Genomic DNA, 24,708 nt, shown 5'->3' with positions numbered 1-24,708 from the left:
CGCGGCGTTACGCGAACTGGCGCAGGAAACGCAGGTCGTTCTCGAAGAACAACCGGAGATCCTGGACGCCGTAGCGCAGCATCGTCAGGCGCTCGAGGCCGCTGCCGAATGCGAAGCCGATGTAGCGCTCGGGATCGAGGCCCATGTTGCGAATCACGGTCGGATGCACCTGCCCAGAGCCGGAGATCTCGAGCCACTTGCCGGCGTTCTTGCCTTGCTCGAACATCATGTCGATCTCGGCCGACGGTTCCGTGAACGGGAAATACGACGGACGGAAGCGCACGAGGATGTCGTCGCGCTCGAAGAATTTTTTCAGGAAGTCGGTATAGACGCCCTTGAGATCGGCGAAGCTGATGTTTTCGTCGATCCACAGCCCCTCGACCTGATTGAACATCGGCGAGTGGGTCGCATCGCTGTCGACGCGATACGTGCGGCCCGGCGCGATCACCTTGATCGGCGGACGGTTCATGCGCGCATAACGCACCTGCATCGGGCTCGTGTGCGTGCGCAGCAGCAGCTGGCGGCCGTCGGCATCCTTGCCTTCGACGTAGAAGGTGTCCTGCATCGAACGCGCCGGATGGTTCTCCGGGCTGTTCAGCGACGTGAAGTTGTACCAGTCGGTCTCGATTTCGGGGCCATCGGCCACATCGAAACCGATCGAACCGAAAATCTGTTCGACACGCTCCCACGTGCGCATCACGGGATGGAGGCTGCCTGCACCGGCGCCGCGGCCCGGCAACGTCACGTCGATCGCTTCGGCAGTGAGGCGCTGATTCAGCAGCGCGTCGGCCAGTGCCTGGCGACGGGCGGTCAGCGCGGCTTCAACCTGCTGCTTCACGACGTTGATGCGTGCGCCTTCGGTCTTGCGTGCTTCGGGATCGAGCTTGCCGAGGCCCTTCAGCAACTCGGTCAGCGCACCCGACTTGCCGAGAAATCGTGCTTTCTCGTTTTCGAGCGTGGTGATGTCGGCAGCCTGTTCGAAGGACTGCTGCGCGTCGGCGACAATCTGGTCCAGATCCATAGATCCCATCATTTCCAACGTCATTCGGTCTTGGCGAGCGAAATCGCCCACCAAACAAAAAAGGGGCTCGGAAGAGCCCCGTTTTCGCTGCAGCGGCCGAGACTACCGGAACCTCGCTGCAACTAACCACGCAGTGCTAATTTCGCAATTAGGCTGCAACGGCGGCTTTCACCTGCTTGACGATCGCAGCAAAAGCAGCCTTGTCGAACACCGCCATGTCGGCCAGAACCTTACGGTCGAGTTCGATCGACGCCTTCTTCAGGCCGTTGATGAACACGCTGTAGGTCATGTCGTGCTGGCGAACTGCCGCGTTGATACGCGTGATCCACAGTGCGCGGAACACACGCTTCTTGTTGCGGCGATCGCGGTACGCGTACTGACCAGCGCGCATCACCGCCTGCTTGGCGATGCGGTAGACGTTATTGCGGCGGCCGCGATAACCCTTGGCCAGGTTGATGATCTTCTTGTGGCGGGCCCGCGCGGTTACCCCACGTTTGACTCGAGGCATGTTTCTCTCCTTAGAGTATCAGTTAGGGGTTACGCGAACGGCAGCATCGCGCGGACGGAGTTCAGATCGGAATCATGAACTGCCGTTGCGCCGCGCAGGTGACGCTTGTTCTTCGTGGTTTTCTTGGTCAGGATGTGACGCTTGAAGGCTTGACCGCGCTTGACGGTACCGCCCGGACGCACCACGAAGCGCTTTGCAGCACTCTTCTTGGTCTTCATCTTAGGCATGACGAACAACTCCAGTTTATTAGATGGCGATGGGTGTGCGGTTGGCTTGCGCCCTTGACCCGCCCTTCGAAACCCAGTCCACTTGTGTACGGCGAACCGCTTGCGCAGCCGCCGTCATTGCTGGCACGCCGCCCTGACCGGGCAACGCGCCGAACCACTTCGAACCTGCGCGCGAAGCGCGCGGGCCCGTTACTTCTTTTTCTTCGGCGAGAGCACCATGATCATCTGGCGCCCTTCCATCTTCGGCATCTGCTCGACCTGGCCGACTTCCTCGAGATCCGTGCGCAGACGCTCAAGCATCCGCATACCGATTTCCTGGTGAGCCATTTCGCGGCCGCGGAAACGCAACGTGATCTTCGTCTTGTCGCCTTCTTCGAGGAAGCGCACGAGATTGCGGAGCTTGACGTTGTAGTCACCGTCATCGGTACCCGGGCGGAACTTGACTTCCTTGACCTGGATGACCTTCTGCTTCAGCTTCGCTTCGTGCTGCTTCTTCGACTCCTGGTACTTGAACTTGCCGTAATCCATCAGACGGCAAACCGGGGGAACCGCTTGCGGCGCGATTTCCACCAGGTCAACATCCAGTTCTTCCGATTTACGGAAAGCATCAGCGAGTTTTACGATACCAAGCGGTTCGTTCTCGATCCCGACCAGACGCACTTCCGGCGCAGTGATTTCACCGTTGATGCGGTGCGACGACTTATCAGTAGCGATGTTACGTTTCCTCTAAAAATTAAAAAAACGAGCCGCGCTGCCAGGGCGGTTACTTGAACGAGCGCAGGTCTTCCTGCAGACGCTCAACGAAGGCTTCGACCGGCATCACGCCAAGATCGACGCCGCCACGGGCACGCACGGCTACCGTTTGCGCATCACGCTCCTTATCCCCCACGACGAGGAGATAAGGCACCTTTTCCAGCGTGTGCTCGCGTATTTTATAGCTAATCTTCTCATTGCGCAAATCGGCCGCCACTCTAACCCCTTGTTTTTGCAACGATTGGGCCAGAGATTGCGCATATTCGGCCTGACTTTCGGCGATATTGAGCACAACTGCCTGGAACGGCGCGAGCCAGGCCGGCATCGCACCAGCGTGGTGCTCGATCAAAATGCCGAGGAAACGCTCCATCGAACCGACGATTGCACGGTGCAGCATCACCGGCCGGCGGCGGCTGCTGTCGTCCGCGACGTACTCGGCGCCGAGGCGCTCCGGCAGCACCATGTCGAGCTGCAGCGTGCCGCACTGCCACGAACGGCCGAGCGCATCCTTGATGTGGTACTCGATCTTCGGACCGTAGAACGCACCCTCACCCGGCAGCTCTTCCCACGTGAGGCCACAGGCCGTCAGCGCGTCGCGCAGGCCCTGCTCGGCGCGATCCCACGTCTCGTCCGTACCCGCACGCTGGTCCGGGCGCAGCGACAGCTTGATGTCGATGTGATCGAAACCGAAGTCCTTGTACACACTCATCGCCAGCGTGTTGAACGCGATCGATTCCGAGATGAACTGGTCTTCCGTACAGAAGATGTGCGCATCGTCCTGCACGAAGCCGCGCACGCGCATCAGGCCGTGCAGCGCGCCCGACGCCTCGTTGCGGTGGCACGAGCCGAATTCCGCATAACGCAGCGGCAGGTCGCGGTACGAGCGCAGGCCGTGCTTGAACACCTGGACGTGGCCCGGGCAGTTCATCGGCTTGATCGCGTAGTCGCGTTTCTCCGATTCCGTCGTGAACATGTTCTCGCGGTAGTTCTGCCAGTGGCCCGACGCTTCCCACAGCGAGCGGTCCATGATCATCGGCGTCTTGATCTCGAGGTAGCCGGCTTCGTTCACGCGGCGGCGCATGTACTGTTCGACCTGCTGCCACAGCGCCCAGCCCTTCGGATGCCAGAACACCATGCCCGGCGACTCTTCCTGCATGTGGAACAGGTCGAGCTGCTTGCCGAGCTTGCGGTGGTCGCGCTTTTCCGCTTCCTCGAGCATGTGCAGGTACTGATCCTGATCTTCCTTCTTCGTCCAGGCCGTACCGTAGATGCGCTGCAGCTGCTCGTTCTTCGAATCGCCGCGCCAGTAAGCGCCCGCGACCTTCATCAGCTTGAAGACCTTCATCTTGCCGGTGGACGGCACGTGCGGGCCGCGGCACAGGTCGGTGAAGCCGCCATGCGAGTACAGCTTGATTTCGTCGCTTTGCGGAATCGATTCGATGATCTCGGCCTTGTACTTCTCGCCGATGCTGCGGAAGTAGCCCGCCGCTTCGTCACGCGACACGACGCGGCGCGTCACGGGCTCGTCCTTCTTCGCGAGCTCCTGCATGCGCTTTTCGATCTTTTCCAGATCTTCAGGCGTAAACGGACGGTTGTATGAGAAGTCGTAATAGAAGCCGTTGTCGATCACCGGGCCGATCGTCACCTGCGCGTCCGGATACAGTTCCTTCACCGCGTACGCGAGCAAGTGCGCCGTCGAGTGACGGATGATGTCGAGGCCGTCGGCATCCTTGTCCGTGATGATCGCGAGCGACGCGTCGCGGTCGATCACGGCCGACGTATCGACGAGCTCGCCATCGATCTTGCCGCCAAGCGCAGCCTTCGCAAGGCCGGGACCGATCGAGGCTGCAACCTCGGCAACTGTCACCGGATGCTCGTATTGTCGAACTGAGCCGTCAGGCAAGCGTATCGAAACCATAGCAATCTCCGTGATGCCGACAGTGGGCGGCAGACCAGGTACGCGATATAAAAATCACGCGGGAAAATTTCGCGACAAAAAAAATGCGGCCCCGCTTTCGAGGGGCCGCATTCGATACTTCACTCAAACTGAAAGGGCGAAAGGGTTCCTCGACTAGCGTCGCTCCGAAAAGGTTTCGGTCAACGTTCGCGGTGTCATAACCGTATTCGCCTTGTTCGCGTTGAGTTATTTGCTGCATCGAACACCCGGAAACCGGGCATTCTCAATTCGTTGGTAGGCTCGATTGGACTCGAACCAACGACCCCCACCATGTCAAGGTGGTGCTCTAACCAGCTGAGCTACGAGCCTAGTGAAGCTAAGATTATATGGAGCCGTTACCCGCTTGGCAAGTATTTTTATGCGGTCGCAGCAAAATAACGGTGTTCGAACCCCACATCACGCCTTCCGCCCCGCCCGCACGACGCCCTGCACCTCGCCGAGCAGCGTGCAGGCGCGCTGCACCTGCGCCGAGTTCGACACCTCGACCGTGAACTGCATGAATGCCGCATTGCGGCGGCTCTGCGTCTTCACGCCCACGACGTTCATCTTCTCGCGCGCGAACACTTCGGAGATGTCGCGCAGCAACCCCTGCCGGTCGCTCGCCTCGATCATCAGGTCGACCGGATAGACGGACGCACCGCGCCCGCCGAGCACGTCGGCCGACCAGGTCGTCTGCAGCACGCGTTCCGGCGCACGCTCGACCATCCGGCGGAACGTCGGGCAATCGGTGCGGTGGATCGACATCCCCTTGCCGCGCGTGACGAAACCGCTGATCGGATCGGGCGGTGCCGGACGGCAGCAGCGCGCGAGCTGGGTCAACAGTGCGTCGACGCCCACGACCAGCACGCCGGTCGATGCGCCGTGCGCCACGCTCGCGCCGCTGCTGCGCTTCTCGAAATCGGCCGGCGCCTCGGGCGCCGGTTCGGGCGGCGGCGCATCGGACAGCGCGTGCTCGACATTGCGCAGGCTGAACTCTTCCTTGCCGACGACCGAGAACAACTCCTCGGGCGACTTGAAGCCGAGCTTCGCCGCAAGGTTGTCCAGGTTGACCGACGTCTTGCCCTCGCGTTGCAGCGTCTTTTCGACGAGCGCGCGGCCATGCGAGACGTTTTCTTCCTGCTCGATCGAGTTGAACCACGCACGCACCTTCTGACGCGCGCGCGGGCTCTTCATATAGCCGAGCTGCACGTTCAGCCAGTCGCGCGACGGCCCGCCCTCCTTCACCGCGACGATCTCGACCGTCTGGCCGTTTGCGAGCGGCGTGTTGAGCGGCACCATCGCGCCGTCGACGCGCGCGCCTCGGCAGCGATGGCCAAGCTCGCTGTGCAGGTGGTACGCGAAATCGACCGGCGTCGCGCCCTGCGGCAACGCGATCACGCGCGCCTGCGGCGTCAGCACGTAGATGTGATCGTCGTCGAGCGACGTCTCGCGCAACTGCGCCCACGCCTTGTCGCCCGACTTTTCCGCGCCGTCCTCGACGTCGTCCTTCCACGCGAGCAACTGGCGCAGCCATGCGATCTTCTCGTCGTACTTGTCGCTCGCCGAGAACTGGCCGCCGTACCCGCGCGCACCGGCTTCCTTGTAGCGCCAGTGCGCGGCGACGCCATACTCGGCGAAACGATGCATCTCCTGGGTGCGGATCTGCACTTCGAACGCACGGCCGTCGTCGCCGATCACCACCGTGTGCAGCGACTTGTAGCCGTTCGGCTTCGGCCGCGAGATGTAGTCGTCGAATTCCTTCGGCACCGGCTGCCACAGGTGATGCACGATGCCGAGCACCGCGTAGCAATCCTTGATGTCCGGCACGATCACGCGAAACGCGCGCACGTCGTACAGCTCGGAGAAGTCGAGCTCCTTGCCGCGCATCTTGCGCCAGATGCTGTAGATATGCTTCGGCCGGCCGCTCACGTCGGCCTGGATGTGCGCGTCCGCCAGTTCCTGCTGCAATCGGTCGATCGCCTGCGTGACGTACGCTTCGCGCTCGATGCGCTTCTCGTCGAGCAGTTTCGCGATGCGTTTGTAGGTGACGGGATCCTCGAAGCGGAACGCGAGATCCTCGAGCTCCCACTTCAGTTGCCAGATCCCGAGACGGTTCGCGAGCGGCGCATAGATCTCGAGCGTCTCGCGCGCGACGTCGGGCGGCGGATCGATCTTCGCGGCCGCGTAGTAGCGCAGCGACTGCAAGCGCGACGCGAGCCGGATCAGCACCACGCGGATGTCTTGCGCAAACGCAAGCAGCATCTTGCGCAGCGCCTCGATCTGCGTACGCCGCTCTTCAGCCGCATCGCGCCCCGCATCGGGCACCGCGTTCTGCGCGGCACGCAGGCTGACGGTACCGAGCCGCAACAGCTTGCGCACGTCGGACACGAGCCGCGCCACTTCGTCGCCGAAACGCTCGGTGAGCTCGCGCTCGGGGTCGCTCAGGTGCGGCGTCAGCACGAACAGCGCGGCCGCCTGCATCGCGTGCGGATCGACGTTCAGCGTGCGCATGATCGACGCCGTTCCCGCCGAGTGATCGGCGAGCAGTTCGCCCGACGACAGGCGCACGTCGCCGGCCCGCTCGCGCACGAACGCGAGCACGTCGTCGAACGACGGTGCCGCGACGGGGGAAGCGGAAACGGACTCGGTCATTGCTCGGCCTGGCGGAATGCAGTCATCGACGGATTGTGTTCAGCTCCGCTGCGCAGCGACGACCACGATCTCGACGAGCAGCGCCGGATCCGCGAGCTTCGCCTCGACGGTGGCGCGCGGCGGCGTGTTGCCCTGCGCGACCCATGCGTCCCACTCCGCATTCATGCCTGCGAAGTTCGCCAGATCCGAGATGTAGATCTGCACCGACAGCAGATGCGCCTTGTCGCTGTTCGCTTCGGCGAGCAGGCGGTCGATGTGGCCGAGCACTTCGCGCGTCTGGCCCTGGATGTCCTGCGAGGTGTCTTCGGCGATCTGGCCGGCCAGATACACGGTACCGTTGTGGATCGCGATTTCGGAGAGACGGGGCCCGACGTGGTGACGAATGACTGCCATGGAATGTTCCGGTCGTGAATGGGTGAAGAGAGTCGGATGACGACACGGCCCGCGTGTCGCCGAACCGCATATTATGACGCGTTTATGCGCCGCCTTCGACGAAAAACCGCCGCGCGAGTGCAATCTGGCTGGCGTCGATGAACGCCGGCGCATGGCCCGCCCCTGGAACCTCGGCGTGCGTCACATGCCGGCCGCGGCGCATCATGTCGGCCACCGTCTCGCGCGACAGCAGGTCGGACGTCTCGCCGCGCACGACGAGCAGCGACGCGTTCGTCGTCTCGATCGCGTGCCACAGCGCGGCCTCGCCGAGCGCGGCCAACTCGGGCGTCGTCGCCTTGAACGGTTCGGCGATGCGCGGATCGTAGCGGATCGTCCAGCCACCCTCGGGCAGCTCGCGCAGCAGCGGCCCGTTGATCTCGCGCCACTCGTCGGCGGTCAGCGTACCGAACGACAGCGACAGCGACGTCAGATAGTCGATGCCCTCCTGCCGGGTCGCAAAGCGCGGCTGCACGCCGAGATATTCGCCGATGCGCGTGAGCGAATCGGGTTCGATGCGCGGGCCGACGTCGTTGACGATCATCCGGCGCAGCGGCGAACCGGGCAGCCCCGCCAACGCCATGCCGATCAGGCCACCCATCGACGTGCCGAACCAGTCGACCGATTCGACGTCGAGCCGTGCGATCAGCGTCACCATGTCGGCCACGTATTGTGGAATCGCATAGAGCCGCGGATCGGCCAGCCAGTCCGATTGACCGCGCCCGACGACATCGGGGCACACGACGCGATACGTATCGGACAGCGCGGCGGCGAGCCGATCGAAATCGCGCCCGGAACGGGTCAGGCCATGCACACAGACCAGCACGCGCGGGTTGGCGGGATCGCCCCATTCGGTATAGGCGACGTGGTGAAGGCCGGCAGCGCTCGCACACTGCACGCGCCGCTGGCGAGGAACCTGGGAATTCGCTGGGGTCGTTGGCATCGTTGGCATCCTGTCGAACGGGGGCGACGCGCAGGGCAACGCTTGCGACGCCCGATGCAAACGATTGTAAACCGCTTCCGCCGCGCGGGTCGGCTCATCGGGCCCCACACCGGCAGCCCCGCGTGCGCAATGACAAACGCCCCGCATGCCGTCATCCGGCATGCGGGGCGTCGAAGCCGCGCCGACGCGCGGAACCTTATGCGATCGCGCTGACGTCGAGCGGTGCGCCCGTCTTCGCCTGGATCTCGTCGGCGCTCACGCCGTCTGCGAGTTCAAGGACCTTCAGGCCGGACGGCGTCACTTCGATCACGCCGAGATCGGTGATGATCAGGTCGACCACACCGACACCCGTCAACGGCAGGTTGCATTCCTCGAGGATCTTGTGCTGGTCGCCTTTCGCGACATGCTCCATCAGCACGACGACGCGCTTCACGCCGGCGACGAGGTCCATTGCACCGCCCATCCCCTTGATCATCTTGCCGGGGATCATCCAGTTCGCGAGGTCGCCCTGCTTGCTGACCTGCATCGCGCCCAGGATCGCGAGGTTGATGTGGCCGCCGCGGATCATCGCGAACGAATCGGCCGACGAGAAGATCGACGAGCCCGGCAGCGTCGTGACGGTCTGCTTGCCGGCGTTGATGAGATCGGCGTCGACTTCGTCTTCGGTCGGCGACGGGCCGATGCCGAGCAGGCCGTTCTCCGACTGCAGCCACACCTCGACGCCTTCCGGCACGTGGTTCGCCACGAGTGTCGGCAGGCCGATGCCGAGGTTCACGTAGAAGCCGTCCTGCAGTTCCTTCGCCGCGCGCGCGGCCATCTGGTCACGATTCCAGGCCATGTCAGTCTCCTTTTGCGCGTACGACGCGTTGTTCGATGCGTTTTTCGGGCGTCGCGTTCAGCACGATACGCTGCACGAAGATCCCCGGCGTGTGGACGTGGTCCGGATCGAGCTCGCCGTTCTCGACGATCTCCTCGACTTCCGCGACGGTGATCTTGCCGGCCATCGCGCACATCGGGTTGAAGTTGCGCGCGGTGCGGCGAAACACCAGGTTCCCCGACTTGTCGGCCTTCCAGGCCTTCACGAGCGCGACATCGGCCGTCAGCGACGGCTCGAGCACGTAGTGGCGATCGCCGAACTGGCGCGTTTCCTTGCCTTCCGCGATCACGGTGCCGTAGCCCGTGTTCGTGAAGAACGCCGGGATGCCCGCACCGCCCGCGCGCAGCTTTTCGGCGAGCGTGCCTTGCGGCGTGAATTCGAGCTCGAGTTCGCCGGCCAGGTACTGGCGCTCGAACTCCTTGTTCTCGCCGACGTACGACGAGATCATCTTCTTGATCTGGCGCGTTTCCAGCAACAGGCCGAGGCCGAAGCCGTCGACGCCCGCGTTGTTGCTGATGCAGGTGATGCCCTTGACGGCCGTATCGCGCAACGCTGCGATCAGCGCCTCCGGAATCCCGCACAGGCCGAAGCCGCCCACCGCGAAGGTCTGTCCGTCGCGGACGATCCCTTCCAGCGCGGCAGCCGCGCTTGGATAGACTTTGTTCATCAGTTGTCCCTTCCTCTATGGAAACCAGCGAAACCGGTTCACGCGCCCACGTGGCCCGCAAGCCCGCCGCATCATTCTATGCATGCACGGCGATACCTGCGTCGAGGCGCGCTGTTTTTATGTCGCGGCAAACCGCCACGAGATGCCTGAAAGGGTACGATGCGGCGCGGATGCGGCACAATACGCAAAAATACATAAGCATTTGCCATCGTCTGCCCGCGTCCATGACCGCCCTCGATTACCAGACCGCCTTCCACCTCGCGCCGCTCGGCCTCGTCCTGTCACGCGACCGCGTGATCGAGGACTGCAACGATGCGCTCGCGTCGATCTTCCGCTGCGCGCGGGCCGACCTGATCGGGAAATCGTACGAGGTGCTGTACCCGTCGACGGACGAATTCCAGCGAATCGGCGAACGGATCGCACGCGTGATGGCCGCGAACGGCATCTACTCGGATGACAGAATCATGAAACGGGCGGACGGCGAGCTGTTCTGGTGCCACGTCACCGGCCGCGCACTCGACCGCACCGCGCCCCTTGCAGCGGGCGTGTGGACCTTCGAGGATTTGAGCGCGACGCGCCGGGTCGCCGTCGAACTGACCCCGCGCGAGCGCGAGATCGCCGCGCAGCTCGCGACCGGCAAGACCAGCAAGCAGATCGGTCGCGTGCTCGACATCAGCTCGCGCACGGTCGACATCTACCGCGCACGGCTGATGCGCAAGTACGGGACCAACAATACGCCGGAGCTGCTGCAGCGCCTGCTCGGGCAGTGAACGGCGGCTCCCCGATGACAATCGGCCGCGCATGGCGGCCGATTCGGGAAACAACGGGTATGGCATGCCGCCGGCGACCTTGTGCCGGCCCGGCCTCGCCGTATCGACGCTCAGCCGACCTTCGCCGCAAGCGCGCGCTCGATCGTGTCGCGCAGCAACTGGGGCAGCGGTACCGACTTGCCGAGCGCGTAGTCGACCCACACGCAGCGCGCATTGCCACGCGCATAGACATGCTGCGGATCGTCGGCGCGCGTCAGCTCGAAACCCGTGTCGAAGCTGCTGCGGCCGGGTTTTGCCGCCGACATCTTCGCGATCACGTCGCCCGGATAGTGCAGCTGCTTGAGAAACTCCATCGACGCCGTGACGATGACGGGCCCCTGCCCCTCGCCATTGCCGCCGGCGATGCCGAGTTCCTCGAACCACGAGATCCGCGCCTGCTCCATGTAGCGGAAATAGACCGTGTTGTTCACATGGCCGAACGCGTCCATGTCGCCCCAGCGGATCGGCATCGACATCTCAAAAACGGGTGAATAATCGCTCATTGCAGTCTTCTGTGTTGCTGAATGTCATCCGCTCAGGCGAGGCCGAAGCCGTCGTCGGCGGAGATAATCGAGCCATTGATGAACTGCGACTCGTCGGCCGCGAGCAGCAACAACAGCCCGTCGAGATCCTGCGGCTTGCCGACGCGCCGGCGCGGCAGCATCGACTGCAGCTTCTGGCCCTGCTCGGTTTCCCACAGGTAATGATTGATTTCGGTATCGATATAGCCCGGACAGATCGCGTTGACGTTGATCCCGTGGCGCCCCCACTCGAGTGCCATCGCACGCGTCATCTGCACGACCGCCGCCTTGCTCATCGCGTACAGGCCGATCTGCGGAAACACGCGCAGCCCGGCCACCGACGCGATGTTGATGATCCGGCACGGCGGCTTGCCGTTGCCGCTTCCGTTCGCGCGCATGATCATCCGCTTTGCGACTTCCTGCGCGACGAAAAACGCGCCGCGCGTATTGGTGTCGAACACGAACTCGAAATCGGCAGGCGTCACGTCGACGAGCTTCTGCATCGTCGAGACGCCCGAATTGTTCACGAGGATGTCGATCGTACCGGCTTCCGTCTCCGCGTGCGCGACCGCCGCCTTGATGCTCTGGACGTCGGTGACGTCGAGCGACACGACGTGCGCGGCGCCGCCCGCCGCCTCGATCTCGGCACGCAGCTCCTTCAGGCGCTCGACGCGACGGCTCGCGAGCACGACTTTCGCACCGGCCTGCGACAGCACCTGTGCAAAGCGCTGCCCGAGGCCGCTCGACGCGCCCGTGACCAGCGCAACCTTGCCTTCCAGATTGATCGACCGACCCATTTGCACTTCCCCTTTCAATGTCGTTTCGCCGCCACGGACAGCACGCCCCGAACGGCATTACCCTAGCACGAAAATAGAACGATCGTGCTAATCTAGCCGCATGCTGTTGCGGCAAGCGTTTCGTTTCGCAGACAATACGCTCCCGAATAAAAGCATTCTAACGGTTAGAGGAACGCCAATGACCCCCGCAAGCCTCATCGAGCAATACGGCCCGCGCGAATCGATGGAATACGACGTCGTGATCGTCGGCGGCGGCCCCGCCGGGCTGTCGGCGGCGATCCGGCTCAAGCAGCTGGCCGCTGAAAAAGGCACCGAGATCGGCGTGTGCGTGCTCGAGAAGGGCTCCGAGATCGGCGCGCACATCCTGTCGGGCGCGGTGATGGATCCGCGCGCGATCAACGAACTGTTCCCCGACTGGAAGGAACGCGGTGCGCCGCTCGACGTCGAGGTGACGGAAGACCGCTTCCTGTTCCTGTCCGAGAAGAGCGCGGTCACCACGCCGAACTGGGCGCTGCCCGCCAACTTCCAGAACCACGGCAACTACGTGATTTCGCTGGGCAACGTCACGCGCTGGCTGGGGGCACAGGCCGAAGCCTTGGGCGTCGAGATCTTCCCTGGCTTCCCGGCTGCCGAGATCCTGTACAACGACGACGGCTCGGTGAAGGGCGTCGCGACCGGCAACATGGGCGTGGGCAAGGACGGCGAGCCGACCGAGAACTTCCAGCTCGGCATGGAACTGCATGCGAAGTACACGCTGTTCGCCGAAGGCTGCCGCGGCCACCTCGGCCGCCAGTTGATCTCGAAGTTCAAGCTCGACGCGAACGCGGAACCGCAGGCCTACGGGATCGGCATCAAGGAGCTGTGGGAGATCGACCCGGCCAAGCACAAGCCGGGCCTCGTGATTCACACGGCCGGCTGGCCGCTGAAGTCGGACACCTACGGCGGCTCGTTCCTGTACCACATGGACAACAACCAGGTCGTGGTCGGTTTCGTGGTCGGCCTCGGCTACACGAACCCGTACCTGTCGCCGTTCGAGGAATTCCAGCGCTACAAGACGCATCCGTCGATCCGCGCGTTCCTGGAAGGCGGCAAGCGCGTGTCGTACGGCGCGCGCGCGATCACGGCCGGCGGGCTGCTGTCGCTGCCGAAGACGGTGTTCCCGGGCGGCGCGCTGATCGGCGACGACGCGGGCTTCCTGAACGCGTCGCGGATCAAGGGCAGCCACGCGGCGATCAAGACCGGCATGCTGGCAGCGGACGCCGCGTTCGACGCGGTGCAGGCCGGCCGCCAGAGCGACGAGCTCAACGCGTACCCGGACGCGTTCAAGCAATCGTGGCTGTACACGGAGCTGTACCGCGCGCGCAACTTCAAGCAGTGGATGGCGAAGGGGCTGTATCTCGGCACGCTGATGGTCGGGCTCGAGCAGAAGGTGATGGGCGGCAACGTGCCGTGGACGCTGCATCACAAGCACGCGGATCACGAGATGCTGAAGCCGGCGTCGCAATGCGAGCCGATCGAGTATCCGAAGCCGGACGGCAAGCTGACGTTCGACCGGCTGTCGTCGGTGTTCATCTCGAACACGAACCACGAGGAGAACCAGCCGGCGCACCTGACGCTGAAGGATGCGAGCGTGCCGGTGAACGTGAACCTGCGCACGTACGCGGGACCGGAAGGTCGCTTCTGCCCGGCAGCCGTGTATGAATTCGTGAAGAACGACGACGGCAGCGACCGCCTGGTGATCAACGCGCAGAACTGCGTGCACTGCAAGACCTGCGACATCAAGGACCCGACGCAGAACATCGTGTGGGTCACGCCGGAAGGCGGCGGCGGGCCGAACTACCCGAACATGTAATTACCCGAACGCGCCGCCACGAGGGGCGCGTTTTTTTGGCTGCCGCGAACGAAACGGGGCGCTGCCTGAAGCAGCGCCCCGTTTTGCATTCTCCGCGCAACTGCCGGCGGGACGCGCTGCGCCCCGCCCGCTTGCGTCAGGTCGCGCTGCCCGCAATCTTCGGCGTCGGCGTCTCCACGTCCCCGCACTGCGCGCGATGGCGCAGCGCATGATCGATCAGCACCAGCGCGAGCATCGACTCGGCGATCGGCGTCGCACGAATGCCGACGCACGGATCGTGGCGGCCGAACGTTTCCACCGTCGCCTCGTCGCCGGCCTTCGTGATCGAGCGGCGCGGCGTGCGGATGCTCGACGTCGGCTTGATCGCGATCGACACGGTGATGTCCTGCCCCGTCGAAATCCCGCCGAGCACGCCACCGGCATGGTTGCCGACGAACCCGCCCGGCGTCAGCTCGTCACCATGCACCGAACCGCGCTGCGCGACGCTGTCGAAACCCGCGCCGATCTCGACGCCCTTCACCGCGTTGATGCTCATCATCGCCTTTGCGATGTCCGCATCGAGACGGTCGAACACCGGCTCGCCCCAGCCGACCGGCACGCCCGACGCGACGACATCGATGCGCGCACCGATCGAATCGCCGTCCTTGCGCAGTGCATCCATGTACGCCTCGAGTTCCGGCACGACCGCCGCATTCGGCGAGAAGAACGGATTCTCGTGCACGTGCGACCAGTCGACGAACGGCACGTCGATCTCGCCGAGGCCGCTCATGTAGCCGCGCACCTCGACGCCGAAGCGCTCGCGCAGCCACTTCTTCGCGACCGCGCCGGCGCCGACGATCGGTGCGGTCAGGCGCGCGGACGAGCGGCCGCCGCCACGGTAGTCGCGGATGCCGTATTTCTGCCAGTACGTGTAGTCGGCGTGGCCGGGACGGAACGTCTCGACGATGTTGCCGTAGTCCTTGCTGCGCTGGTCGGTGTTGCGGATCAGCAGCGCGATCGGCGTACCGGTCGTCACGCCTTCGAACACGCCCGACAGGATCTCGACCTCGTCGGCCTCCTGCCGTTGCGTCACGTGACGCGACGTGCCGGGCTTGCGGCGATCGAGCTCGACCTGGATGTCGGCTTCGGTCAGCCCCATTCCCGGCGGGCAACCGTCGATCACGCAGCCGATCGCGGGACCGTGCGATTCGCCGAAGGTCGTGACAGTGAAAAGCGTGCCGAGGGTATTGCCGGACATGATGGAACCGCCCAAAGAGAAATGGGCAAACCGATGCGCTGCCCGGGCCGCAGGCAGGTCGATCGTTTGCCGGTCGAGAAAAAGAGGTAAGCCGCTATTATGCCAGCCGTCCCGGGCCTGCGGGCCGTGTGAACCGTTCAGACCACACCGGCCGGCCACGGGGCCCGCCCGGCGCGACGATCGCCGCCCCGCGCCGTTCCGGTCGAACGGGCCAGTTCGCGGCGGTCATTGCGGCCCGGGGCGACGCCGCCGGGCCCGCCCCGCCTACTTCCGCGCGCCGCGCAGTTCGGTGACGGCCGCCTGCAGCGCCTCGGGCGTCGCGACCGACGCCGGGATCGGCTCGCCGACCGCCAGCGTCAGCCGGCTCATCACGCCGCGCTTGATGGGTCGCGGCATCCGCGCATCGGAATGCCGTGAAAAATAGCTGCCCCACAGCCCGCGCAGCGCCATCGGAATCACCGGCGCCGGCGTGCGGCCCAGGACCTCCGTGATGCCGTGGTGGAACGTGTTGATGTCGCCCGTCTTCGTCAGCTTGCCTTCGGGGAAGATGCACACGAGTTCACCCTCCTTCAGCGCGGCCTCGCATGCGTCGTAAGCACGCGCGAGCATCGCGGGATCTTCGTGACGCGGCGCGATCGGGATCGCCTTCGCGTGCCGGAACACCCAGCTCGCGAAGCGCGTCTTGAAGATCCGGTGATCCATCACGAAACGGATCGGGCGCGGGCTCGCGGCGGCCAGCACGAGCGCATCGACGTAGCTGACGTGGTTGCACACGAGCACGGCCGCCCCTTCCGCCGGAATTCGCTCCGCGTGCACGAGGCGAATCCGGTAGAAGGTATGCACGAGCACCCATGCAACGAAGCGCAGCAGGAACTCGGGCACGAGCAGATAGATATACGCGGCGACGATCACGTTCAGCAGCGCGGTGACGAGGAACAGGCCGGGGATGTCGACACCGGCCTTGGTCAGCCCCATCGCCATCACGGCCGACAGGATCATGAACAGCGCGTTCAGGATGTTGTTCGCGGCGATGATCCGCGCGCGGTGCGTCGGCGCGCTGCGGCTCTGGATCAGCGCGTACAGCGGCACGCTGTAGAAGCCGCCGAACATCGCGAGCAGGAACAGGTCCGCCAGGATGCGCCAGTGGCGCGCGCCGGCCAGGAACTCGCCGACCGACAGCAGGTGGCCGGGTGACGGCAGTGCATGGCTCGCGAAATACAGCTCGATCGCGAACACGCTGATGCCGATCGAGCCGAGCGGCACGAGGCCGATTTCGACGCGCCGTTGCGACAGCCGTTCGCACAGCAACGAGCCGAGGCCGATGCCGACCGAGAACGTCGCGAGCAGGATCGTGACGACGTCGGGGCTCGCGGACAGCACGTCCTTCGCGAAATTGAAGAACGACGTGAGGAACGTCGCGCCGACGAACCACAACCACGAGATGCCGAGCAGGCTCAGGAACACGGTGCGGTTCTGGCGTGCGAGCCCGAGATTGCGCCACGTCTCGCTGACCGGATTCCAGTTGATCACGAGATCGGGCTGCGGCGCCGGCGTGGACGGCACGCGCTGCGCGACGAGCCGCCCCGCGAGCGCGATGACGACGACGCTCACCGCGAGCACGCGCTCGCCGCTGCCTTCGATGCCGGCAGCCGCGCCGCCGATGATCGTACCGATCAGGATCGCGATGAACGTGCCCATCTCGACGAGGCCGTTGCCGCCGACCAGCTCGTGCTCGCCGAGATGCTGTGGCAGGTACGAATACTTGACGGGCCCGAACAGCGTCGAGTGCATCCCCATCATGAACGTGCACAGATACAGCAGCGTCGCGCTGTGCGTGACGAAGCCGGCCGCGCCGACCAGCATCAGCACGATCTCGAAGGTCTTCACGAAACGCGTGAGCGTCGCCTTGTCGTACTTGTCGGCGATCTGGCCGGACGTCGCCGAGAACAGCACGAACGGCAAAATGAAGATCGCGGAAATCAGGAAGGCCGCCGTCTTCGCATCGACGCCGGAGAACCGCGCGGTGTGATAGGTCACGAGCGACGTGAAGCCGATCTTGAAGACGTTGTCGTTCAGCGCGCCGAGGAACTGAGTCGTGAAGAACGGCGCGAAACGGCGCTCGCGCAGCAGGTCGAACTGCGACGCGTGCGCGTGCCGTTCGTCACGCCGCCCGGAAGTGGCTTGCGTTTGATCGCTCATGCGGAATACGCGCGCGCCGTCTGGGCGACGCTGCGCTGGCCTCGTGTGGTCATTGAAAAAACGGCGGCGCAGGACAAGCCTGCGCCGCCGCGTGCCGGGTGGCGGCGCCCGCGCATGACGGCGACGGGCGCGGCGTGATTCACGACTTGTGCGCTTCGGCTTCCGATTCCGGCCAGTCGCGGATGTACGCCTTCAGCATCCGATTCTCGAAGCTCTGTGCCTCGACGACCGTCTTCGCGACGTCGTAGAACGAAATGACGCCCATCAGCACCTTCTTGTCGAGCACCGGCATGTAGCGCGCATGGCGCTCGAGCATCATCCGGCGCACCTCGTTCACGTCCGTTTCCGGCGTGCACGTGAGCGGCTCGTCCATCACCTTGCGCACCTGCACGTCGCCGATCGCGCCGCCGTTGACGTGCAGGCGCAGGATGATCTCGCGGAACGTCAGCATCCCGACGAGATCGCCGTACTCCATCACGACGAGCGAGCCGATGTCGTGTTCGGCCATCGTATCGACCGCTTCGCGCAGCGGCTTATCGGGCGTCACCGTAAACAACGTGTTGCCCTTCACTTTCAGAATATCGCTGACGCGCATCGTAGTCCCCTCATGCTTGAATGCAAAACCTCTTTCGATCCTATCGGAAAGCCTGTCAAAAGGAAAGCTCGGGCCCGCGCGGCGGGCCGCCCCCGCTTGCGGAAGCCGACCGCCGGCAGCACAATGGCCCCATGAACAGCGGCCAGAGGAGACGTCCATGGCGCATACGCATTCGGAGCAATTCGCCAGCTTCGCCGATTTCTACCCGTATTACCTGAATGAACACCAGAACCCGACGTCGCGGCGGCTGCACTTCATCGGCTCGCTCGGCGTAATCGGCTGCGTCGCGATGGCAATCGCGACCGGCGACTGGCTGTGGCTGCCCGCCGCGATCGTCTGCGGCTACGGGTTCGCGTGGGTCGGACACTTCTTCTTCGAGAAGAACCGCCCGGCCACGTTCCGGCACCCGATCTACAGCCTGATGGGCGACTGGGTGATGTTCAAGGACATCTGTACGGGCAAGATCCCGCTGTAACGGCCTCGCGCGCCGCTCACGCGGGCCGCGGCGGCCGCGCATGCGGGTCGGACACGGCGCCCGGCGCCTGCCCCGGAGCCGCCGCTTGCGCACCCGCAAGCCGGTGCGCGGCGATCAGCGACGCGAGCGACACATCGAACCGGTCGCTCGACAGCACCGCGAGCAGCGCCGCGCCGTCGACATGGCTGCGCCGCCGCTGCAGCTGGTAGGTGAGTTCCGTGCGGTCGATCACCAGCACGTCGAACAGCTGCGCGAGCGTCAACTGCTCCGGGTTCGCGAGCAGGATGTAGCGTGGCGTGGTCTCGCCGCCGCCGTCCAGCCGCGCAATCCATTCCCGCTCCTCCATCGTCGTCAGCAGGCGCTGCGCGGTTTCCATGTCGCAGCGCAGCATGGTTGCGAGCCGCATCGCCGTGTAGCCGCGCTTGCCGGCTGTACGCGCTTCGGCCAGCCGCGCGAGCATTTCCAGTGCGTCGAGCAGGTCGCTGCCCGGATAGTGGATGCGGTGGAACTGGCCGACGCGAATCGCCGGCAGCGCGGACGCCACCATCGCGCCGAGCAGCGCGATGAACCAGCTCAGGTACACCCATAACAGGAACACCGGCAGCGCCGCGAACGCGCCATAGACGGCCGTATAGGTCGGAATGCGCCGCACGTAGTAGCCGAAGCCGCGCTTCGCGAGCTCGAACGCGACGGCCGCGAACAGCCCGCCGATCACCGCGTCGCGCCAGGCGACCGTGCAGTTCGGCAGGTACACGTACAGCAGCGTGAACGCGAGCACCGTCAGCGGCAGCGACACCAGCGCGAGCAGCCACTCGACGATCGATGTCGATGGTGCGGCGCCGGTAAATGCCAGCGACTGCGTGAACAGGTACGACGAGATCGACAGGCTCACGCCGAACAGCAGCGGGCCGAGCGTGATCAGCGCCCAGTACGCGAGCACGCGCTGCGCGAACGGTCGCGGCTTGCGCACCCGCCAGATCAGGTTGAAGGCCGACTCGATCGTCATCATCGTCATCACCGACGTGACGACGAGCACGATCAGGCCGGCCGTCGTCAGACCTTTCGCCTTCGACGCGAACTGGTTCAGGTACTTGAAGATCTGGACATTGAACTGCGCGGGCATCAGGTGATCCGCGAGGAACCCCTGCAGCGAGATCTGGAACGACGCGAACATCGGGAACGCAGTGAACAGCGCGAACGCGACCGTCACGAGCGGCACGAGCGCCAGCATCGTCGTGAACGTCAGGCTGCCCGCCACTTGCGGGATGCGATCCTCGGCGCTGCGCCGGGCCGCGAACTGCGCGAGGCGCTTGATGGTGTCGAGATCGACGCTCAACTTCGGCAAACGGCTTCTCCTTCTCGATGCCGCGCGCCCGACGGCGCGCCGCCGTCGCGCTGCGCGACGGCTTCAGCCCCTATAATAGCCGCTCGATTCCAGCAGGGGCCGACTGCACCGGGCACGCGCGCGGCCGCACGCGGCTCCGTCGCCCATGAAAGACATCCTCGTCCTCTATTACAGCCGTCACGGCGCCACGCGCGATCTCGCGCTCGCGATCGCGAACGGCATCGACAGCGTGCCGGGCATGCAGGCCCGCATCCGCACCGTGCCGCCCGTGTCGGCCGTCTGCGAAGCCACCGCCCCCGACATCCCCGCCGACGGCCCGCCGTACGCGGAATTGCGCGATCTCGAGGAATGCGCGGGCCTCGCGCTCGGCTCGCCGACCCGCTTCGGCAACATGGCCGCCTCGCTCAAGTATTTCCTCGACGGCACCACACCGCAATGGCTGTCGGGCGCGCTGACCGGCAAGCCGGCCAGCGTGTTCACGTCGACGGGCAGCCTGCACGGCGGCCAGGAATCGACGCTGCTGTCGATGATGCTGCCGCTGCTCCATCACGGGATGATGATCGTCGGGATCCCGTACACGGAATCCGCGCTCACCACGACGCGCACCGGCGGCACGCCGTACGGCGCATCGCACGTCGCGCAGCACGATCGCTCGGCAGCCGCCGGGCTGTCGGCGGACGAAAAGGCGCTCGCGGCCGCGCTCGGCGTGCGGCTCGCGCGCGCGGCGGCGGCCCTCGCCAGCGCCCAGGCCGCCGAGGCCGCATGAACGCCCCCGCCCGCCCCGCCGTCGCGGCCCGGCCGCGCTACGCGCTGATCGCCACCGCGTGCCTCGTCGCACTGATCGCGCTGTCGCTCGCGTGGGAGCTGTGGCTCGCGCCGCTGCGCCCGGGCGGCTCCGCGCTGATGCTCAAGGCCATCCCGCTCGCGCTCGCGCTGCCCGGCGTCTGGCGGCGTAACATCTATACGATGCAGTGGGCGAGCATGCTGATACTCGTCTATTTCGCCGAAGGCGTCGTGCGCGGCATGTCCGATCGCGGGCTGTCCGCAACGCTCGGCTGGTGCGAGACCGCGCTCGCCGTCGGCTTCTTCGTGGCGGCGCTGGCGTACGTCGCGCCGTTCAAGCGCGCGGCGAAAAAGTCGCGCGCCGCGTCCTGACCCTTACGCGACAAGGTGATGATGTCCTCCGAAGCTTTCGTTTCCGCGTGCCGCGATGCGATCGGCGCCGATCATGTACTGACCGACCCGCACGATACCGAACCGTTCCTGACCGACTGGCGCCGCCGCTACAAGGGGGCCGCGTGCGCGGTGCTGAAGCCCGCGAACACGGTCGAAGTCGCCGCGCTCGTCAAGCTGGCCAACGCGCACGGCATCGCGCTCGTGCCGCAAGGCGGCAACACCGGCCTGGCCGGCGGCGCCACGCCCGATGCAAGCGGCAGCCAGGCCGTGCTGAGCGTCGCGCGCCTGAACCGCGTGCGCGCGCTCGACCCGCACAACAACACGATCACCGTCGAAGCCGGCGTGATCCTCGCCGACGTGCAGGCCCGTGCCCGCGACGGCGGCCGGCTGTTCGCGCTGAGCCTCGCGGCGGAAGGCAGTTGCACGATCGGCGGCAACCTGTCGACCAATGCGGGCGGCACTGCGGTGCTGCGCTACGGCAACGCGCGCGAGCTGTGTCTCGGGCTCGAGGTCGTGACGCCGCAGGGTGAAATCTGGGACGGCCTGCGCGGACTGCGCAAGGACAACACGGGCTACGACCTGCGCGACCTGTTCATCGGCGCGGAAGGCACGCTCGGGATCATCACGGCGGCCGTGATGAAGCTGCATCCGCTGCCGGCCGCGCAGGTCACCGCACTCGCCGCGCTCGAATCGCCGCATGCGGCGCTCGATTTCCTGTCGCTCGCGCAGCGCGCTGCCGGGCCGCTGCTGACCGGCTTCGAGCTGATGTCGGACTTCTGCATGCAGCTCGTCGGCAAGCACTATCCGCAACTGCGCTACCCGTTCGCGCAGACGCATGCGCAGACGGTGCTGCTCGAGCTGTCCGACAACGAAAGCGAAGCGCATGCGCGCGCGCTGTTCGAGACACTGATGGAAGAAGCGTTCGAGGCTGGGCTCGTGGTCGACGCGGTGGTCGCGGAGAATCTCGCGCAGTCGCGCGCGTTCTGGGACCTGCGCGAGCACATCCCGCTCGCGCAGGCCGACGAGGGGCTCAACATCAAGCACGATATCGCGGTGCCGATTTCGTCGATCGCGCGCTTCATCGACGAGACCGACGCGGCGATCCAGCAGGCCGCGCCGGGCGCGCGGATGGTCACGTTCGGCCACCTCGGCGACGGCAATCTCCACTACAACGTGCAGATGCCCGAAGGCGGCGACCCGAAAGCGTTCCTGGCCGCGTTCCAGGCGCCGATCAACCGGATCGTCTACGACAACGTGCACCGCCACCACGGCACGATCAGCGCGGAGCACGGCATCGGCCAGTTGAAGATCGACGATGCGCAACGCTACAAGTCGCCGGTCGAAACGACGCTGATGCGCACGCTGAAGACCGCGCTCGACCCGCGCGGCCTGATGAATCCCGGCAAGGTCCTGCGCTGAAGCCGCCCACTCCGGAGCCACGCCCGTGAAAGTCCGCGTCCTGTCCGACCTGCATCTCGAAAGCAACCTGCCCGACGCGATTCCGCATGCCGACGCGGATCTCGTCGTGCTGGCCGGCGACATCCACAATCACGCGGAAGGCCTGCGCTGGGCTGCCGAAACGTTCGACCCCGCGGTGCCGGTGATCTACGTGCCGGGTAACCACGAGTACTACGACGGGGAATTCGGCGCGCTGGAGACGGCGATGCGCGATGCGGCACAGGCGCTCGACAACGTGCATTACCTGAACAACGACGTCTACGTCGATCCCGCACAGCGCGTCCGCGTGCTCGGCACGACGCTCTGGACCGATTTTTCGCTGTTCGGCAACGACGAAGCCAGCATGGCCGGCTCAATCGAGGCCGGGCTGCGCGTGATGCTCGATTTCAAGGGATTGATCCAGGTGACCTGGCCGCATGACGCGGCACTGCATGCGTCGCCGGGCACGCCGGAACGGGATTTCTCGCCGGCCGACGCCATCGCGCTGCATCGGCGAAGCCGCGCATGGCTGGAAGCGCAACTCGCCGCGCCGTTTGCGGGCCGAACGATCGTCGTCACCCACCATGCACCGCACCGACGCTCACTGGCGGAGCGCTATGCAGAAGATCTTGCGTCGGCGGGGTTCGTTACGGACATGGCGGAACTCGTACAACCGCCGGTGGATCTGTGGCTCCACGGCCACACGCATACATCATTCGATTATGTGGCGGACGGCGGCACACGCGTGGTGTGCAACCCGCGCGGCTACATCCACCGGCGCACCGGCGAACTGGAAAATACCGCGTTCGCGTGGGACAAGGTCGTCGAGCTCGGCTGAACGCCGGCCCGCCCGGCCGCGTTGCGCGGCCTGTTTCGACCCGGAGCGTGACGGCTGGATCAGCGGCCGGGGCGGCGTTGCTCGCGCACCCGCACCGGCACCGGCTTCATCTGAGCCTTCGCCTTCATCGCGCGCAGCAGGTCGCGGGTCGCCGCGGCGGCCGCGGCCGCGCCCAGCAGGACGCCAAGGCCGATCATCAAGTGCGTATCCATTGCTACTCCGGGGTTGCGTATCTCGTTAATTCCCACAGTATCAAACTGTCTGACACGCGTTCGTAAAAAAATGTTGCGTGAAGGACAAATCTCGTCAGATTGCGGTCAACCGCGCTGTCATGTCGCACGCGTGTACTGCTCGAGCGCGGCCTCGTCGGCTGCGAGCGTGGCCGGCAGTTCGTCGCGCAGGAAATCGACCCAGGTGCGAATTTTCGCGTCGAGGTACTGGCGCGACGGATACAGCGCGTAGATGTTCATCACGTGCGACCGGTATTCGGGCATCACGCGCACGATGTGCCCGCTGCGCAACCAGCCGATCGCCGAATAGAGCGGCAACCCGCCGATCCCCATCCCTTCCCGCACGGCCACAGCGAGCGCCTCGGCGACGTTCACGCGAAACGGCGGCGCGGTGATCGGGACGACTTCGTCGCCGTTCGGCCCCGCCAGCGCCCATTCGTCGAACTGAAAGCCCGGCGCGACCATCCCGAGGCATACGTGCTGCGCGAGATCGGCCGGCCGCTGCGGCACGCCATGTGCCTCGACATAGCCGCGCGACGCGCACACCACGCTGTAGCTCTCGCCGAGCCGCTGCGACACGAGCCCCGAATCCGGCAGGTCGCGGCCCACGACGATCGCGACGTCATACCCCTCGTCGAGCAGGTCGGGCATTCGCTGCGCGAGTGTCAGCTCGACATGCACGTCCGGGTAGCGCTCGCGATAGCGTGCGATGGCCGGCACCAGGTAGTGCTGGCCGAGGCTCGTGAAGCAATGAACCTTCAGCTTGCCCGACGGGCGCGCATGCGCGTCGCCCGCCTCGGCTTCAGCCTGGTCGACGTACGCGAGGATCTGCTCGCAGCGCTGCAGGTAGCGCTCGCCGGCTTCGGTCAGCGCGATTCGGCGCGTCGTGCGGTTCAGGAGGCGCGTGCGCAGGTGCGCCTCGAGGTCCGAGACCGCGCGCGACGCGTAGGCGGTAGTCGAATTCATCTGCTGGGCGGCCGCGGTAAAGCTTCCCGCGTCGACCACGCGGACGAATACCCGCATGTTTTGTAGCGTATCCATCCCATTACCCGTTTGAATCCGGACGGATTGTTGCACAGAGGCGAACAAGTATTGTCTCAGGATTCGTAAAAATGACTTGCACCCTTGTCCATTTATTCAGGAATCGCTGAAAAATATAATCGCATCCGACTCATCTATATCCG

The 24,708-nt window shown here is 65.2% G+C and carries 25 protein-coding genes and 1 tRNA gene; 7 read left to right on the top strand and 19 right to left on the bottom strand.

The window, feature by feature from the left end:
- Positions 1-7 precede the first annotated feature (7 nt).
- From pheS to BDI24065_RS03670, 11 genes are all read right to left on the bottom strand, one after another.
- A complete protein-coding gene (gene pheS, locus BDI24065_RS03720; RefSeq protein WP_041492813.1) occupies positions 8-1,021 on the bottom strand; it encodes a phenylalanine--tRNA ligase subunit alpha in 1,014 nt (337 codons plus the stop codon).
- Between the two features lie 148 nt (positions 1,022-1,169).
- The gene (rplT, locus tag BDI24065_RS03715; protein WP_004192938.1) at positions 1,170-1,529 is read right to left on the bottom strand and encodes a 50S ribosomal protein L20; all 360 of its coding nucleotides are present in this window, start codon (positions 1,527-1,529) and stop codon (positions 1,170-1,172) included.
- Between the two features lie 29 nt (positions 1,530-1,558).
- Positions 1,559-1,756 (bottom strand): 50S ribosomal protein L35, encoded by a 198-nt coding sequence (gene rpmI, locus BDI24065_RS03710; protein WP_004191477.1) that lies wholly within the window; start codon positions 1,754-1,756, stop codon positions 1,559-1,561.
- A gap of 189 nt (positions 1,757-1,945) precedes the next feature.
- Positions 1,946-2,470, bottom strand: a complete 525-nt coding sequence (gene infC, locus BDI24065_RS03705; protein ID WP_071734130.1) for a translation initiation factor IF-3 — start codon at positions 2,468-2,470, stop codon at positions 1,946-1,948.
- A gap of 49 nt (positions 2,471-2,519) precedes the next feature.
- Entirely contained in the window at positions 2,520-4,427 is a 1,908-nt protein-coding gene (thrS, locus tag BDI24065_RS03700; RefSeq protein ID WP_175030058.1) for a threonine--tRNA ligase, read from the bottom strand.
- Positions 4,428-4,698: 271 nt separating this feature from the next.
- A tRNA-Val gene (locus BDI24065_RS03695) sits at positions 4,699-4,775 on the bottom strand.
- 87 nt (positions 4,776-4,862) lie between these two features.
- Complete coding sequence (locus tag BDI24065_RS03690; protein ID WP_175030057.1) at positions 4,863-7,097, bottom strand: RelA/SpoT family protein; 2,235 nt, start codon at positions 7,095-7,097, stop codon at positions 4,863-4,865.
- Positions 7,098-7,136: 39 nt separating this feature from the next.
- On the bottom strand, positions 7,137-7,490 hold the full coding sequence (locus BDI24065_RS03685; RefSeq protein WP_175030056.1) for a RidA family protein: 354 nt from the start codon (positions 7,488-7,490) through the stop codon (positions 7,137-7,139).
- 82 nt (positions 7,491-7,572) lie between these two features.
- Positions 7,573-8,469, bottom strand: coding sequence for an alpha/beta fold hydrolase (locus BDI24065_RS03680; RefSeq protein WP_175030055.1), 897 nt, complete (start codon positions 8,467-8,469; stop codon positions 7,573-7,575).
- A gap of 196 nt (positions 8,470-8,665) precedes the next feature.
- A complete protein-coding gene (locus tag BDI24065_RS03675; RefSeq protein ID WP_175014825.1) occupies positions 8,666-9,307 on the bottom strand; it encodes a CoA transferase subunit B in 642 nt (213 codons plus the stop codon).
- A gap of 1 nt (position 9,308) precedes the next feature.
- Positions 9,309-10,013, bottom strand: coding sequence for a CoA transferase subunit A (locus BDI24065_RS03670; RefSeq protein WP_175030054.1), 705 nt, complete (start codon positions 10,011-10,013; stop codon positions 9,309-9,311).
- A gap of 224 nt (positions 10,014-10,237) precedes the next feature.
- Between BDI24065_RS03670 and BDI24065_RS03665 the strand changes: the two genes are divergently transcribed.
- Complete coding sequence (locus BDI24065_RS03665; RefSeq protein WP_122945140.1) at positions 10,238-10,783, top strand: LuxR C-terminal-related transcriptional regulator; 546 nt, start codon at positions 10,238-10,240, stop codon at positions 10,781-10,783.
- A 110-nt stretch (positions 10,784-10,893) separates the two neighbouring features.
- Here BDI24065_RS03665 and BDI24065_RS03660 read toward each other — a convergent pair whose 3' ends face one another.
- Together BDI24065_RS03660 and BDI24065_RS03655 are read right to left on the bottom strand one after the other, a co-directional pair.
- Complete coding sequence (locus tag BDI24065_RS03660) at positions 10,894-11,325, bottom strand: acyl-CoA thioesterase (protein WP_069247799.1); 432 nt, start codon at positions 11,323-11,325, stop codon at positions 10,894-10,896.
- 32 nt (positions 11,326-11,357) lie between these two features.
- Positions 11,358-12,140, bottom strand: a complete 783-nt coding sequence (locus tag BDI24065_RS03655; protein ID WP_011351770.1) for an SDR family oxidoreductase — start codon at positions 12,138-12,140, stop codon at positions 11,358-11,360.
- Between the two features lie 178 nt (positions 12,141-12,318).
- Between BDI24065_RS03655 and BDI24065_RS03650 the strand changes: the two genes are divergently transcribed.
- Positions 12,319-13,992 (top strand): electron transfer flavoprotein-ubiquinone oxidoreductase, encoded by a 1,674-nt coding sequence (locus BDI24065_RS03650; RefSeq protein WP_175030053.1) that lies wholly within the window; start codon positions 12,319-12,321, stop codon positions 13,990-13,992.
- Positions 13,993-14,128: 136 nt separating this feature from the next.
- On the opposite strand, the gene aroC is transcribed toward BDI24065_RS03650, so the two are convergent.
- The 3 genes from aroC to BDI24065_RS03635 all read right to left on the bottom strand — a co-directional run bounded on the left by aroC (position 14,129) and on the right by BDI24065_RS03635 (position 18,023).
- Entirely contained in the window at positions 14,129-15,229 is a 1,101-nt protein-coding gene (gene aroC / locus BDI24065_RS03645) for a chorismate synthase (RefSeq protein WP_043183141.1), read from the bottom strand.
- 264 nt (positions 15,230-15,493) lie between these two features.
- The gene (locus BDI24065_RS03640; RefSeq protein ID WP_175030052.1) at positions 15,494-17,428 is read right to left on the bottom strand and encodes an MFS transporter; all 1,935 of its coding nucleotides are present in this window, start codon (positions 17,426-17,428) and stop codon (positions 15,494-15,496) included.
- 139 nt (positions 17,429-17,567) lie between these two features.
- Positions 17,568-18,023 carry a CBS domain-containing protein gene (locus BDI24065_RS03635; protein ID WP_006755543.1) on the bottom strand — a complete coding sequence of 152 codons (456 nt, stop codon included), beginning with the start codon at positions 18,021-18,023 and terminating at the stop codon, positions 17,568-17,570.
- Positions 18,024-18,180: 157 nt separating this feature from the next.
- Between BDI24065_RS03635 and BDI24065_RS03630 the strand changes: the two genes are divergently transcribed.
- A complete protein-coding gene (locus BDI24065_RS03630; protein WP_175030051.1) occupies positions 18,181-18,498 on the top strand; it encodes an Mpo1-like protein in 318 nt (105 codons plus the stop codon).
- 16 nt (positions 18,499-18,514) lie between these two features.
- Here the strand turns inward: BDI24065_RS03630 and BDI24065_RS03625 are convergent, their stop codons facing one another.
- Positions 18,515-19,843, bottom strand: coding sequence for a YihY family inner membrane protein (locus tag BDI24065_RS03625; RefSeq protein ID WP_175030050.1), 1,329 nt, complete (start codon positions 19,841-19,843; stop codon positions 18,515-18,517).
- 145 nt (positions 19,844-19,988) lie between these two features.
- On the opposite strand from BDI24065_RS03625, the gene wrbA reads away from it, so the two are divergent.
- The 4 genes from wrbA to BDI24065_RS03605 are packed head-to-tail and all read left to right on the top strand — an operon-like array spanning position 19,989 to position 23,294.
- Entirely contained in the window at positions 19,989-20,609 is a 621-nt protein-coding gene (gene wrbA / locus BDI24065_RS03620) for an NAD(P)H:quinone oxidoreductase (protein WP_085043079.1), read from the top strand.
- The gene (locus BDI24065_RS03615; RefSeq protein ID WP_043182531.1) at positions 20,606-20,998 is read left to right on the top strand and encodes a DUF2069 domain-containing protein; all 393 of its coding nucleotides are present in this window, start codon (positions 20,606-20,608) and stop codon (positions 20,996-20,998) included. Before wrbA ends, BDI24065_RS03615 begins: the two co-directional genes overlap by 4 nt.
- 18 nt (positions 20,999-21,016) lie before the next feature.
- Positions 21,017-22,438 carry an FAD-binding oxidoreductase gene (locus BDI24065_RS03610; protein WP_175030049.1) on the top strand — a complete coding sequence of 474 codons (1,422 nt, stop codon included), beginning with the start codon at positions 21,017-21,019 and terminating at the stop codon, positions 22,436-22,438.
- Positions 22,439-22,463: 25 nt separating this feature from the next.
- Positions 22,464-23,294: a metallophosphoesterase gene (locus tag BDI24065_RS03605; RefSeq protein WP_175030048.1), complete on the top strand. Its 831-nt coding sequence runs from the start codon at positions 22,464-22,466 to the stop codon at positions 23,292-23,294.
- A 59-nt stretch (positions 23,295-23,353) separates the two neighbouring features.
- Here BDI24065_RS03605 and BDI24065_RS03600 read toward each other — a convergent pair whose 3' ends face one another.
- Positions 23,354-23,506, bottom strand: coding sequence for a hypothetical protein (locus BDI24065_RS03600; protein ID WP_163008969.1), 153 nt, complete (start codon positions 23,504-23,506; stop codon positions 23,354-23,356).
- Positions 23,507-23,623: 117 nt separating this feature from the next.
- Positions 23,624-24,565: a LysR family transcriptional regulator gene (locus BDI24065_RS03595; protein ID WP_174954544.1), complete on the bottom strand. Its 942-nt coding sequence runs from the start codon at positions 24,563-24,565 to the stop codon at positions 23,624-23,626.
- Between the last annotated feature and the right edge of the window lie 143 nt (positions 24,566-24,708).

This window comes from Burkholderia lata, from assembly GCF_902499025.1.
In the GTDB taxonomy this organism is placed as follows: Bacteria; Pseudomonadota; Gammaproteobacteria; order Burkholderiales; family Burkholderiaceae; genus Burkholderia; species Burkholderia lata_C.
The sequence above is the reverse complement of the archived record's forward strand: the minus strand, read 5'-3'. Positions and strand labels throughout refer to the sequence as shown.